Below are 13,944 nucleotides of genomic sequence, written 5' to 3'. Positions count from 1 at the left end.
TTTTTGAATAGATTTTATCTAACATACGGTCTCTACTATCCAGCCCCCACTTATTCTTTTGGTGATCTCTTTGACATAATTTTTTTATAAAGGCACTCATGAGAGGAACCGACTCTTGACCAGCCGTATTTTTCAGCAGTCTTTCTTGCACAGAAGCCAATTTTTCGTCTTGTCTCCTCTGACTTTACCAACTCCAACAATCCTGTAAGCTCGGATACCTTGCTCATCAAAAAGCCATTTTCACCATGGCGGATCAAGCCGGCAACTCCTGAATTATGACTGACAATTACCGGTAACCCGCATGCCATCCCTTCAAGTACACTCATGCCAAAGGCTTCCGACCGGGAGGGCAGCACAACAACATCGGCAAGGGCGTAATATTTTATAACATTATCCGTAATACCTTCCATGCTGATTCGTTGTCCGCAAGGATGGGCTTTGATCATTTTTGAAAACTTGGAGATATGATCTCCCTTTCCAACGATTATTAAGTGCATCTCTTCGGTAATGGCGGGGATTAACCGATCAAGTCCCTTCCGCTGGAACGCAGACCCGACAAAGAGAACGGCAAGTTCATTTTCATGGATATTTTTTTCTTTTCGGGCCTGCTGACGCATGGCATAAACAGATTTTTCATCAAATATGGTCAGATCAACGCCAGGCGGGATTTCAACAACATTGCCGGTACGATGATAGTTTTCTTCAACATCCTTTGATATTGCCGTTGAGACGGAAATCAGCCAGGGGGTTCTCATTTGCGCCCGTTCAAGCCATAGGTAAAGCCAGCTGCGCAGGCTCAAGTATTTCTGATCAATTTTTCTTAACCAAGTGTATTTTTTTAACCCTTCATAATAAGAAAAGCTGTGTAAAGTCAAAACCTCCTGTGTATAATTACGCTCGTGGGAATGAACAATATCATAGTCATACTCTTCAAGCATCTTTGCCGTTTCCTTCACAAATGAAATGGTGTTCAGAACACTTGAGAATGTCATTCGGTTCGGCACACGGAAAAAACCGATGTCGTTTAAAAGTCGTTGCTCTGCTTCACAGGCAAAAACATCAACCTGGTGTCCAAGGCGGCATAGTGATTTAACCAGTTCTACAACATAACGTTCCTTGCCGCCCGACAAGGTAAACCGCTTTACCAAAACGGCAATTTTCAACGCCTTACCCCCATTGTCCTATTTATAAAAAAGGCTGTGTAACTGACACAGAACTTTTAATTTTTGTTTTGGGTCGAGTCTGGGTGCTGATAGACCAGATCAGCCCATGGCTGTTAGATAAATTAAGGTGACCATTCTTGACTACGACATGTCTTTTATTTATTATGAATGGCTTTTCAATCAAGTTTGAAAAAATATCATAAAAAATATATTTTTAATAGAAAATGAAAAAATCATCTGCAAAAATGACATGGTTGATACTTGCTCACTGCTATAACATGGACGGAAGAGCGGCAAGCCAAACAATAACGGACCGCATTCCGTTTCTCAGAAAAAAAGGGGTTACCCCGGTTGTAATCAGTGCCCCAACCGGCAGGAAGGATGTAGACTACCCACATTACCAGGTGTTTTCTCCGGCACCGTCCGGACTGAAATTTGAACTGCGCCATGTTATGAAAAGCCGTACACAGGATACTCTTCCCGGCAGAATCATAAATTTATTACTGACAATGATCATTCTGCCTTTTTTTCTTATGGAGAAAACGATAATTCACCTGGACAGTCATTGGTCATGGCTTTTATCGGCTTCATTATATGGCATCTTCATCATTCCCAAACATCGTCCGGAGCTGATTTACTCCACTGCCGGCCCCTCTTCAACCCATTATACCGGACTCATTCTGAGCAGGCTTTTTAAGCTGCCCTGGGTAGCGGAACTCCATGATCCGCTGATTTATGACAACCAAACCACCAAATGGCACAAATACTTTTTTCACAAATACCTTGAAAAGTTGGTCTTCAGATATGCTGACAAGATCGTTTATTTTACGGATCAGGCCAGTGCCAAGGCATTGAAACGAAATCCCGGGTTCCCAGATAAATTGATTGTTATCCGTCCCGGTGCATCTCCTGCGGAAAATTGGGCCCAAACCTATCAAAAACAAGAAAAAATTCATTTTGGATATTTCGGTTCCCTTGCTTCCAGGCGTAACCTTAAAAAGGTGTTTAAAGCTTTTCATGACCTGTTGCAGGAAGAACCGGATCTGTCCAGGCAGGTTGCCATTGATATCTATGGAACCACCCTTGATCCGGTGACCAGCCAGGCCATGGAAGTGTATCATTTAAAGGATATTGTAACGGTGCACGGCAGGTTGGAATATGATCCGACGACGGGAAAAACGGGCAGAGAACAGGTGCTTGAAGCCATGAAGAGAATGGATGTCCTCATCCTGGTTCATGGGGATGATATTTTCCGGTGCGATGAGTACATCCCTTCTAAGCTTTATGATTACATGCTGGTCCAGCGTCCTATTCTGGGTTTAACCCATCCGGGCTCCGAACTTCAAACAATGCTGGAGGAAAACAGTTTTTTTGCGGCAGACAGCCAAAAGGAAGGAGAAATAAAATCGACACTACAGAATTTGATTTCCCAATGGAAAGATTCCGGTTTGCCGGATTTTGAGCATGCATCTCCCCTCACGGTTAAAGGTGCTGTTACCAAGCTGATGTCGACAAGAGACGATCTGTTAAAAAAAGCGACATAAAAGAATTTATAATATGTCTGAAAGAATCCCAATGATTTTTTCGGACGCATGGCCATCTCCATAAGGATTCTTTTTTTGGGCCATTGATCTAAAGATGTCTTTATTTTTTATCAGTATTTCTGCTTCATTAACTATTTGATCTGTATCTGAACCGACTAATTTACAGGTTCCCGCATCTATGCCTTCAGGACGTTCTGTAGTCTCACGCATTACCAGTACGGGTTTTCCTAAAGAAGGCGCTTCCTCTTGTATTCCACCTGAATCCGTTAAAATAAAATATGCATGGTTCATCAAATATACAAAAGGAGAATAGTCAAGGGGATCTAATAGAAAAATATTTTTATTGTTGTGTTCACCCAATATTTCAAATGCCGGTTTTTTAACATTCGGATTCAAATGTACTGGGTAAACCAAATCAATTTCAGAATGGCGCCGGGCAATCTCCTTTAATGCCTGGCAGATATTTTCAAATCCTTTTCCAAAACTTTCTCTTCTGTGTCCTGTTACAAGAACAAGCTTTCTGTCTTTATTGTCAAGATTGATTTTCCAGTTATCGTTAAAATAGTCTTTCCAGTACTGATTATCTCCGGTGCGTGACTCCATCAACAAGGTATCAATTACGGTATTTCCTGTCACCCATACACTGTTTTCATTGATGCCTTCGGCAATCAGGTTTTTTTTAGCCATTGTTGTGGGAGCAAAATGGTAATCAGCAATTACACTAATTAAGTGCCTGTTGACTTCCTCCGGAAAGGGAGAGTATTTTTGGTAGGTTCTCAACCCAGCCTCAATATGGCCAACCGGTATACGCATATAATAGGCTGCAAGGCTTCCCACAAAAGCAGTGGTTGTATCCCCCTGAACAAGAATCAAGTCTGGTTTTTCTTTTTTTAGAATCGGTTTTAAACGTGTTAGGATACTACTGGTTAACTCAAAGATATCCTGCCCTTTTTTCATAACATTGAGATCGTATTCGGGAACAATATTAAAGCGAAACAAAACTTGATCCAGCATTTCCCTGTGTTGGGCTGTAACACAAACAACTGGCTGAAACATTGAAGACACGGTAGTTATTTTTTTTATTAATGCTACCATTTTTATAGCTTCTGGGCGTGTGCCGAAAATACAAAAAATTTTTTTCTTATTTTTCATGAAGAATAATTTACCAATTAAAATTTAGATGTTATTTTCCTAAGCCCATTCATGAAATCCTGCTTACGATTTCTTAACCTGTGGGTCAGGCGTTTTTTTTCTTTAAAAAGGGCCCAGTTAGACTGAATACATATGCCAAAATAATTTTTTGCAATGGACGATTCATTTTCACCATTAATTTCGGCTTCAATAAATTCATCGGCATAATCAAAAGCTCTAAACATGTGAGTTCTAGGATATAGAGGAATGCATTGGCTGTGAATCAGGTAATATCCATATAAAAATGTTTCCGTTGGATGTTCTGACAGAAACTCAAAAATAGTTTTATTTCTGGGTATCAAATAATTTCGGTGTAAATGTTTTAAAACCTTTGACGCCCATATAATAGGAGTGGAAATACCAAAATCCCAATTTTGATTCGTATCACCGAAAACAGATTTAAATGCATTGACCTGTTTGGCCCGTCTATAGACACGCTTTTCTATTTCTTTTGCAGGAATATTCTTCCATCTCTCTCTTAAAATTCCAGCATCATGTTTATCCATGATTGTATAAGGTGTTTCATTGTCATACATAAAATCGGATAATCGGAATTTTTTAATAAAATATGAATCAGAATCAATCCAGCCATAATTCTCTGCCATGCCCAGTCGCCAAAATTCCAATTTTATCAATTGTTGATATAAATGGTCATAAAAGAAGCCGGGAATGTCACCAAAAACTGCACAACTTGCATTGATAATTTCTTCATCAGCTACAAGAAAACATTTATTCTCTCCAAGGATATCTTTAAAAAGGTCAAAGTCTCTTTGGGGAACAGACATGACAAAAAGAATATCATCTATGTTGTACTGGTCAATACTATCTGCAAGTCTTTTTGCACGATACACATCTTTATGGTAGGATTTACAAAATAATGCGAATTTTTTCATATGGTTATACTTTGTTTCTATTACCAACACTATAATCTGATACCTGTTCTATTTTATTGATAAAAAAAGAGCTATCCGAACAGTCCAATGTTTGTCTATTATCATTTAAGTCCCATGAGTTTTAAACCTCTTTGTCTCCAATTTTTTCATCCGCAAGGCCGTTAGAACACCAGTAACTTCCGGATCGCTGGGTATTTTCAAGATGCTGATCGTTTCTTTCAAGGTTGCTTCGATTATTTTCTTCATGCCAGAGATGAAAACAAACTGCCATAAACGGATGTTCTCTTCGCCTTAGTCCATAGTTATAAAGTCTAGCTGCAAGTTCCGAGTCCTCCCGGCCCCACCCCTGAAACGCCTGATTAAATCCGTTAACGGCAAAAAGATCTTTCCTGAAAAATCCCATATTGCAACTTCGGATACCTGACATTTTAGTGGTTGTTACTACCGGTACAAAAGGCAGTCTTAGCAGATGATGGGCGTTGGAGACCTGTCCTTTAAGGGCATTGGCAATGAGCCATCGCGTTTTTTGTGTATGGGAAAAATTAAACGAATCTTGAAGCGCCTTTTCCACAAGCACCCGTTTGCCCTGGAAAAAATATCCGGGCTTGGCCAATTGGAGGTGGTCCTGAATAAAATACCGGTCAGGAATACAATCTCCGTCAAGGGAGATGATATAGTCTCCCGAAGATTTCAAAATGGCCTTGTTCCTTATCTCAGCCGCCCTGAACCCCCGGTCCTCATGCCAGACATGTCGCACAGGACAATTTGGAGATGACATGGCCATTTGATTAACAAGATGTGAGGTTTCTTCCAGGGAACCGTCGTCTGCAACAATAATTTCACAAGGCAATCGGGTTTGGTTCAACAAGCCTTCAAGCACCTTTTTCAGACTGTCCGGCCGGTTAAAAGTGGTGACAATAACGGATATGTTCATGGCATCACCCCCATCTGTTTATTTACTGCAGACATGACTTGATCCACGGATATGTCATGCATGCATGTTCTATGCTCACATTCTCTGTTGAAGCAGGGGGAACATCTTCCGGCAGAGCGAACCACCACATGATCTGAACCATACGGCCCGGTCCGCCACGGCGCAGTAGATCCGAAAATGGCAACCACCCGTGTACCGGCGGCTGCCCCAAGATGCATGGGGCCGGTATCAGTGGTGACAAGGACATCTGCCTGTTCATACAGGGCCGCCAGCATTTTCAGGGTGGTCAAACCGGCCAGATTGACACATGTTTTGTTCGTCATAGATATGATGGTGTCAATGACCGGCCTGTCCTCAGGCCCACCTGTGAATACAATCCGGGCGCCGTATTGTTCCTGTATCCGGTCACTTAAATCTGCAAATTTTCCATTGTCCCACAATTTGGTTTCCCAGGTCGCCTGGGGGTTGATACAGATGAATTTTTCTTTGGCAGGGATACCATTTTTTTTGAGCAACGTATGAACTGCCGCTCGAGCCCCAGGCGTAACCGGCAGTCTGTATTCAACCTTATCCGCCTTGACGCCAAGGGCTTGAATCATCATCAGGCCTCTTTTCAGGGCATGGATCTCCATGCTTACCGGTGCAATTCTATGGTTATAGAAAAGATGACTGCATTCGGCATGTTCCATGCCTTTATCAAACCCAATCCTTTTTTTTCCCCGGGCAAGCATGACCATGACACCGCTTTTCAGCAGACCCTGAAAATCAATGATCATGTCATATTCAGTTTCCCTGAGCGCCCGGATAAATGATAAAATTTTTATTAAAGCGCTTGGGAAAGAAGAAGAAAAAAGAGACCTTATCCAGCGTTTGCGCTTTGAGACAATGACATTGTCAACAGACGGGTGCCCGATAACAAGATCCGCGGCAGCCTCTTCCACAAGCCAGGTGATACGGGCTTCCGGAAAATGATCCCTGAGGGCATTCAATGCGGGGAGGGTGTGGATAACGTCGCCTATGGCACTCATTTTTACGATCAGGATATTCATGGGTTTGAACTCTCCATCAAGGCAACAGCCTCTTTGAAAATCATATCAACGGAAATATTATCCATGCATTGATGATGTTCGTACCGGCACTCCGGTTTCATGCAGGGGCTGCAATGAACGGGTACCCTGACGATACGGCTGTTGGGATTGGACGGTGGCGTTGTAATATGGTTGGTGGAGCCGATGATGGCGACCTGGTTTATGCCAAGGGCCGCTGCAGCATGCATCAGGCCTGAATCGTTGGTGATAAATAGAGAACACCGTTCAATCAGGGCAAAGGCTTGGGCCAGGTTTGTTTTTCCTGCAAGGTTCACACAAACATTGCCAGATAATCCGGAAATTATCTCTCCCAGAGCATGATCGCCGGGCCCGCCGAATATCAACACCTTTACACCAAAATATTCGGCAAGCTTTGCTGAAAGTTCGGCAAAACGATCGGGAAACCATCGTTTTGCCGTCCCCCCGGTGGCACCGGGATTAATGGCAATTACAGGTTTTGAAATATCAATACCATTATCCTGAAGAGTTTTTTCAGCTTCCTGCCTCTCGCTGTCGCTGATAAAAAGATCAAGGGTGCCGCCATCGTCATACAATCCTCCGCCTTTAAGGATTCCCCGGTAATAATCAACAAGATGAACCCGTTTGAGCCTGGGGTCGAGTTTTATACAACGGTTCAGCAGAAATCCCCTTGCGTCGGTATCATATCCGAGCCGCTCGGGAATTCCTCCAAGAAAGGTGATCAACGCGGCCTCAAATGCATTTTGCATTAACACCGTAAGGTCGAAATGATACTGTCGCAAATCTTTTGCAAGCCGTATCGTACCCCATCCCTTTTTGTGACGCCCACTGTCATCATAGATCAGTACCTTGTCTACAAACGGGTTGTTGTGAAAAACCGGTGCCACCCATGGTTTTACGAGTATGGAGATTTCAGCTTTCGGAAAGTTTTTCCTGACCGCCCTGATCACGGGGGTGGTCATGATTGCATCGCCGACCCAGTTTGCACCGCGTATCAATATCCGGGACGGATCTGATTTTCTTAGTTTAATTTTTGTCATTGATTGTTAACCCCTTGGCCAAGGGCAGAAATTTTTTGTTTTCCATCGGTTATGAATCCAGAAATACTGGTCGGGGTATTTTTTGACCACGGATTCAATGAATTTACTGTAATTTTCGGTATTGATTTCAAGATCTTTGATGGGGTCATCGGTTTCCACCGTTGGAATTTCCGGTAAAAATTCAATGGTGAATTTTCTATCCTTGCGAATCGTATACAGGGGGACCACCGGGGCCCCGCTCTGTAATGCCAGCATGGCAAGTCCCTGGCTGGTACAGGCCGGCCGGCCGAAAAAATCTACAAAAATTCCTTTATGCCAGCTGACGTTTATGTCCAGCAGTGTGGCTACTATGCCGCCCTGGGATAATGCCTCCTCAACTTGCTTAAAAGCGCCTTTGGTCGGTATTACGGTTACCCCAAACCGTCGGCGAATTCTTTGGATCAGCCGGTCCAGCGGTTTAAAGTCCAATGATCTGTAAATCACATACCCTTTGAGCCCGGTCCCATCAATGGCCGGCGTCAGCATTTCAAAATTACCCATATGGCAGGTCAAAACAAGGACGCCTTTTCCCTTGGCATGGGCTGCACGGATATGTTTAAGCCCTTTAATGGTAAAATGTGATAAAAAAGCCTCCTTGGAAAATTTTTGGCCCCAGGCCACCTCAAAAATGATGGCGGCTATATTTTTAAATACATGCTTAGCCATGATTTCGATTTGTTTGGGCCCCATTTCACTGCCAAAGCAATGGATCAGGTTTTCCAGGGTAACCGCTCGGTGGCGTTTGTCAATTCTGAACCAAAGCAGGCCCAAAAGATTTGAACAAAAATCGGCTGCCCACACAGGCAATCTGCTCAACGCATGTGTCAGAAGCTTCAACAGCCTGTAAATATGGTCATTACTCATATATTTCATATCAATTCTTAAGATTGCCGCAATTGCAAAATGAAATTTTTTAATTTTGTATTGTCGTGGTATTCTTTAGACAGCGCCTTTTCAAATCGATCCCATTTTCTGAGAATTTTTTTATTCCCGAGAAATTTATTATACGTACAAATGGGTATAAAATCCGAGTTGCCGATATTATCGACGATCACACATCTGCCGGTTGTCTGACTCAGTCGTTTGTAAAGGATGTTTCTGGGTTTCAACCCCATGGTTATGATATTGTTTTCCAGAAGGTAGTGCTTAAGTTCACAAAGGCACTGGAAGATGTTTGCGTAGGATACGGTTGTCTCATCGGTTGATTTAAAATATGCATCAAGCGTTTTAGACGCGTTGCCGTCATCATCTCTTACGAAGTCAAAGACTGCTCCTATCCCAAAGTTTGTCTCAACGTTGCCGTGAAATTGCGCCAGCATTTCCCAGGGAATGCCTCTTTTGGCTAAATAACGATAATATTTTTGTTCACGAATGGTTTCGGCCTGCCCCCCTCTGTAAACAATTTTGATACACTGATTGGCATTTTCCGGATGAATATAGCACTTTCGATGTACGCCCTTTCCAATTAAATCAGATGGCTGGATGTTTATCACGATTGCTTCGCTCACCTATGAATTATTAATTTTTGTCTCCCAAAAATTTTCAACAATCTATTTTTGTTCCCTTATATAAACAAATACCGTTATATAAACAAGTACCTTGAAATTGTTCTGACGCTAAGATAGATTTTGTCCTTTTTAAAACATCAAAACAATACATGAAACCTCACAATAAAAACGTGGTCCGTTTCCTTTTTTTAAGAGAAGCGGAAATTTCAAAAATCAGTGTTGTGGGCGACAATGCCAAAATCGATAAATTAGACGTATAGGAAGTCAAGGATGATGGTCTCGTAAAAAGTCAAAAATGGCAAATTCGCCGTCAACAATTTCAGTATGTTACGGCTGAAAAAATGCCAAAATCGGACTTTTTACAGGTTCATCAAGGATGGCGAATAACCGGAAAATAATAGAGCCGCTTACTGCGGTCTATTAATGGATGGTACAATGCCCTGGCCGGCCGGAAGTTGATTGACAACGGATCAAGGGATTACTTGATCGCTGAGTTCAAGGCAGCTGTTGTGCTTCCCGAACTGCTGGATCTGGCCCCCCTGATCATGACGGTAATAGCCATGCTTCATTCCTCTGACGGCCGTCTGCCCGATGATCGGGTGGATCTTTATGAGCTAAACGCAAAAAAGGCTTTCAAGGAAAAATTTTGAAAGCCTTTATTCTCAGTGGCTGGCTGACTAGGATTCGAACCTAGATTGACGGAGTCAGAGTCCGTTTTTAAAACCTTCTCGTTTCTTCATGAATTTTAATAAAATACCTTTAAATACTTGTGGTTAGCTTTTCTTTTCTGTATTGTTTCTTCACAATATTTCATATAAAAAACCTTTATTTCATCCCAAAAGTGGGCAAAAAGTGGGCAAAGAAAAAAGGATCACCAAAATATGGCAAGAGAAAAATGGGAAACCGTTTACAAGGGAATCAAGATAAAAAAGCATCCTTCCAGGAAACATGGGGTTAAACCTGATATCTATTTTTCGGCCAGGTTTCAATTCAATGGCAAAAGAATCAATTCCGGTTTGGGGTGGGCAAGTGATGGATGGACATTAGATAGAGCTATCGTAAGGCTGACCGAACTGAAAGAAGAAGCTAAGGCCGGGGGCGGAATAGAAACCCATCGGGTGAAACAGGTAAAAGCTGATGAAAAACGAAAAGAAGAAGATCTCTTGGAGCAGGAACGTAAGGCGCATGAGATTAAGGAGAACACAACGCTTCACGATTTTTTTTACCAAATTTATTACCCGCAGATCCAGAAGGAAAAAAAGCAGAAAACATACGAACGGGAGGAATCTTTATTCAGGCTGTGGCTTGATAAAAATATCGGCAAGCTGACTTTTTGGGCTGTTGGAAAAGGGGATATTGAAAGCATGTTTTATGGCATGGTGGATTCCGGAAAAAGTGTTCGGACCGCTGAATATGCCATGACCACTTTAAAACAGATCTGGCGAGAGGCCAGGGAAGGGGGTTATGCCCCGCAAATGCCCATGGTATCCAAAACAATGAAAAAAAAGATCAGCCAAAATAATAATGCCAGGATTCGTTTTCTGTCCAGATCAGAAGCCAGGATACTTTTAGATGAATTGTTTATGGTCAGTATCCCCCTTTATGAAAAGACACTAATCAGCTTGCATTGTGGTCTGAGAGCTTCAGAAATATTTAATCTGACTTGGTCCCAGGTGGATCTTGAGCACGGCATTTTTAATATCATTGACTCCAAGGGCACTGACAGATCCGTGAACATGACAAAGGATGTTTTGGAATTAATGCAGCAGAAAGAAAAGGGACTATTGAATGAACTGGTTTTCCCAGGACGGGAGGGCAAGCCATCAACGCAGATAAGCCAGAAGTTCAGGGAAATTGTAAACCGGTTGTTTAATCAAGGTGTGACGGATCGGCGGGAGCGGGTCACGTTTCACACCTGCCGGCATACTTGCGCTTCATGGATGGTGAAACAAGGTATCAGTCTTTATCTGGTTCAAAAGGTCCTGGGACATTCAACAATTCAGGTAACGGAAAGATATTCCCATCTTGCTCCTGATCAACTGCAATTAGCCGCCGATGCCATTGACCGGGCAGTGGGAGAACATCGGGAAGAAAATGTCCTGCCATTCAAGAAAAAGGCATAATACACGTAGCTAATCGTCATGAGATTATTGTGAGAACCCCAAAAGAATTAATTCATTTATACTGATACTATCGGTTGACAATAGTATTGTGGGATATATAATTAAGACATGATCAAATCATTTAGAGATAAGGATACCGAAAAGGTTTCTAACCGGATCTATTCAAAAAAATGGTCAAAGGAATTGCAGCAAGCAGCATTCAGAAAATTAAAAATGCTGAAGGTGTCAGAAACTTTAGATGATTTGAGAAGCCCACCGTCTAACCATCTTGAAAAGCTGTCAGGTGATAGGCAGGGGCAATATAGTATCAGAATAAATAAGCAATGGCGTCTTTGCTTCACCTGGAAAGGGGGAAATGCTTATGACGTCGAGATAATAGATTACCATTGACCATGGAGGTACTAATGGAAAAAATACCTGCTGTTCATCCGGGGGAGATTCTGCTTGAAGAATTCATTAAACCTTACGGGCTGACTCAATACAAATTGGCAAAAGCTATTGGTGTTTCCCAGATGAGAATATCCGAAATCGTAAACGGTAAACGAAGCATTACCACAGACACATCTTTGCGGCTATCGAAATACTTTGGTTTATCCCCTTCATACTGGGTAAAGCTTCAGATTGAATATGATATTGACATGGCTATGGATAATGAAGAACTGACCTCAACCATAAGTAAGATTGTCCCTGTCAATGCTTGAAAATTTTGCGGTTGACTGTCTGTTGAAGATCAGCCTTGAGCCGAAAAGGGAACACTTCATTCCATTCTCAAGCAATCCGGAACAGACCGCAACGTATTTGAATAATTCTGTCTTCCTGGGATAGGCGCGGGGTCATGACCCGAACTGAACCGGCGGTAGTCCTGAATCGCTTCTCCCAGGCTTCAAAAATTAGGATGTTGTGTCAGAAGATATTAAGATGAATATGAAAGAGCAGCTTCCAAAAATTGGTTCAGATATGCCTGATGGGTCAGTGATGATTGACGTATATAGGCTAAAAGACTGCCCATACTTTTCAAGACCTGATTATGAAAAATTCAAAGAGAAAGAGTATAATACAGAAACTGATTGTGCTTCGGTCTTATTGGGATGTGATGATGCGAATACATTAGATAAGGTGGCAGAAACCCAAGGAAACAGGAGAAAAGAAATAGTTCAAAAAAGAGTTTCTGACCCAAACGATGAATTTCCGAACATACGGTATCTTTCAGATGAGGAATGGAGGGCGTATAGTGATATTCGTAGTCTAATATTGGAAATCAAAATGATGTTAGTTGACGGCGCTAAAATGGGTGAAATAAAGGGGTATTCATTAAGAGAAGACAATGATCCAATAAGCCCAAACGATAATCTTTTTGATGGGTTGACTAAGTGCCACAGTCTTTGTTTTTTAGCGTGGGCAGAAAAAAATTCTTTTCCGTTACCAGATGAACTAAAAATCGTTAGAAAATTTGATAACACTCTTTGTTATTTTAGAGACTTCGTATTAGATATTGGCGGCCAGGCGGCCCTATTGTATGGGAATAATAGAGAAGCGCCCACCTATAAAGAAATGCTTGAAAGATATTTAACCTATAAAGGTTTATTTCCAGATATTATTCAGATGGATGTCGAGTCAACCGAGTTCTGGTTTGATTCTGGGCAGCAAGCCCGTGATGTAAAAGGGCAGCTTCTTCTTAGTATCGCACAAAGGATTATCCCTGCTGCAATCGGAAAGGAACTGCCGAGTGTTAACCAAAAAATGTTCGGGTTTTATTCCAAATTAAAAAAAATAGTCGTCTGACGTCGCATACCCCCCTATATTTACCCATCCGTATTAAGACGCCGTCGTGTTGATCGTTATATAACTCCTTATAAATGATGATTAACTATTTATAAGGATGGATTATGAAAAACAAGAACACTTCAGAATTAGAACAATCTCAAACCAACCCGTTTGTTGAAGGGATCATTCAAAACATTAAAGAGTAGAATCCGTATGGGTTTATCCTGAGGCCAGATCTAAGAGAGAAGACCGGTGGCCTGCTGCATGGCCGTACCATGGCAAATATGGATAGCCTTGGTAAGGGTATCAAGGATCGTTTTCTTGTAGGCAAGGTCACTGCCTACCCTATCGAATCAGTCATAGAATTCCTGAGAAGAAAAATTGTTATTGCTCCGGCATCGGTACGACCTTGTAAGTCTCAAAGGCATCGCATCCCCACAAGGTTTTGCTCTGTAAGCGGTGTATGAACCACACCTTTTTAAGCCTGGCTGGGTGTTATATCGTTGAATTCCAACAAATTTTTATCTAAGTTTTGTGGCATCAAGGCTTTAAATTCGTCTGCTGTCATTGCTTCCGGTAAATTTTCAAAAAGAAATTTGAGGTACCAATAAGGTTCAAGTCCACTGGCCTTGGCGGTTTCGATTAGGCTGTAAATGCAGGCACTGGCCCTGGCGCCCT

Annotated in this window: 15 protein-coding genes; 6 read left to right on the top strand and 9 right to left on the bottom strand. The window is 42.0% G+C overall.

The window, feature by feature from the left end:
• Positions 1-50: 50 nt before the first annotated feature.
• Positions 51-1,163 carry a glycosyltransferase family 4 protein gene (locus B147_RS0117040; RefSeq protein WP_020588411.1) on the bottom strand — a complete coding sequence of 371 codons (1,113 nt, stop codon included), beginning with the start codon at positions 1,161-1,163 and terminating at the stop codon, positions 51-53.
• A gap of 224 nt (positions 1,164-1,387) precedes the next feature.
• Here B147_RS0117040 and B147_RS0117035 point away from each other — a divergent pair, with 224 nt between their 5' ends.
• Complete coding sequence (locus tag B147_RS0117035) at positions 1,388-2,707, top strand: glycosyltransferase family protein (protein WP_020588410.1); 1,320 nt, start codon at positions 1,388-1,390, stop codon at positions 2,705-2,707.
• Positions 2,708-2,713: 6 nt separating this feature from the next.
• On the opposite strand, the gene wecB is transcribed toward B147_RS0117035, so the two are convergent.
• The 7 genes from wecB to B147_RS28705 form a co-directional block, all read right to left on the bottom strand.
• Positions 2,714-3,859, bottom strand: a complete 1,146-nt coding sequence (gene wecB, locus B147_RS0117030; protein ID WP_020588409.1) for a non-hydrolyzing UDP-N-acetylglucosamine 2-epimerase — start codon at positions 3,857-3,859, stop codon at positions 2,714-2,716.
• Between the two features lie 17 nt (positions 3,860-3,876).
• Positions 3,877-4,791, bottom strand: coding sequence for a DUF6492 family protein (locus B147_RS0117025; protein WP_020588408.1), 915 nt, complete (start codon positions 4,789-4,791; stop codon positions 3,877-3,879).
• 121 nt (positions 4,792-4,912) lie between these two features.
• The gene (locus B147_RS0117020; RefSeq protein ID WP_020588407.1) at positions 4,913-5,725 is read right to left on the bottom strand and encodes a glycosyltransferase family 2 protein; all 813 of its coding nucleotides are present in this window, start codon (positions 5,723-5,725) and stop codon (positions 4,913-4,915) included.
• Positions 5,722-6,774 carry a lipopolysaccharide heptosyltransferase I gene (gene waaC, locus B147_RS0117015; RefSeq protein ID WP_020588406.1) on the bottom strand — a complete coding sequence of 351 codons (1,053 nt, stop codon included), beginning with the start codon at positions 6,772-6,774 and terminating at the stop codon, positions 5,722-5,724. Before waaC ends, B147_RS0117020 begins: the two co-directional genes overlap by 4 nt.
• A complete protein-coding gene (gene waaF, locus B147_RS0117010; protein WP_020588405.1) occupies positions 6,771-7,832 on the bottom strand; it encodes a lipopolysaccharide heptosyltransferase II in 1,062 nt (353 codons plus the stop codon). The genes waaC and waaF overlap by 4 nt, the downstream gene beginning before the upstream one ends.
• A 6-nt stretch (positions 7,833-7,838) precedes the next feature.
• Positions 7,839-8,744: a lysophospholipid acyltransferase family protein gene (locus tag B147_RS0117005; protein ID WP_020588404.1), complete on the bottom strand. Its 906-nt coding sequence runs from the start codon at positions 8,742-8,744 to the stop codon at positions 7,839-7,841.
• Positions 8,745-8,752: 8 nt separating this feature from the next.
• A complete protein-coding gene (locus tag B147_RS28705) occupies positions 8,753-9,364 on the bottom strand; it encodes a YrbL family protein (protein WP_020588403.1) in 612 nt (203 codons plus the stop codon).
• A 470-nt stretch (positions 9,365-9,834) separates the two neighbouring features.
• On the opposite strand from B147_RS28705, the gene B147_RS31840 reads away from it, so the two are divergent.
• From B147_RS31840 to B147_RS0116970, 5 genes are all read left to right on the top strand, one after another.
• Positions 9,835-10,029 carry a hypothetical protein gene (locus B147_RS31840; protein ID WP_157237930.1) on the top strand — a complete coding sequence of 65 codons (195 nt, stop codon included), beginning with the start codon at positions 9,835-9,837 and terminating at the stop codon, positions 10,027-10,029.
• 231 nt (positions 10,030-10,260) lie between these two features.
• On the top strand, positions 10,261-11,502 hold the full coding sequence (locus B147_RS28700) for a tyrosine-type recombinase/integrase (RefSeq protein ID WP_020588400.1): 1,242 nt from the start codon (positions 10,261-10,263) through the stop codon (positions 11,500-11,502).
• A 108-nt stretch (positions 11,503-11,610) separates the two neighbouring features.
• Positions 11,611-11,892: a type II toxin-antitoxin system RelE/ParE family toxin gene (locus tag B147_RS0116985; protein WP_020588399.1), complete on the top strand. Its 282-nt coding sequence runs from the start codon at positions 11,611-11,613 to the stop codon at positions 11,890-11,892.
• A gap of 14 nt (positions 11,893-11,906) precedes the next feature.
• On the top strand, positions 11,907-12,203 hold the full coding sequence (locus B147_RS0116980; RefSeq protein WP_020588398.1) for a HigA family addiction module antitoxin: 297 nt from the start codon (positions 11,907-11,909) through the stop codon (positions 12,201-12,203).
• A 199-nt stretch (positions 12,204-12,402) separates the two neighbouring features.
• A complete protein-coding gene (locus tag B147_RS0116970; RefSeq protein WP_157237929.1) occupies positions 12,403-13,284 on the top strand; it encodes a hypothetical protein in 882 nt (293 codons plus the stop codon).
• 460 nt (positions 13,285-13,744) lie between these two features.
• Here B147_RS0116970 and B147_RS28695 read toward each other — a convergent pair.
• Positions 13,745-13,944 (bottom strand): transposase domain-containing protein (locus tag B147_RS28695; protein WP_020588395.1); only part of this gene is annotated, 200 nt, incomplete at its 5' end.

The organism is Desulfobacter curvatus DSM 3379, assembly GCF_000373985.1.
Taxonomy (GTDB): Bacteria; Desulfobacterota; Desulfobacteria; order Desulfobacterales; family Desulfobacteraceae; genus Desulfobacter; species Desulfobacter curvatus.
Note: the sequence above shows the minus strand (reverse complement) of the source record. Positions and strands in the feature narration are given on the sequence as shown.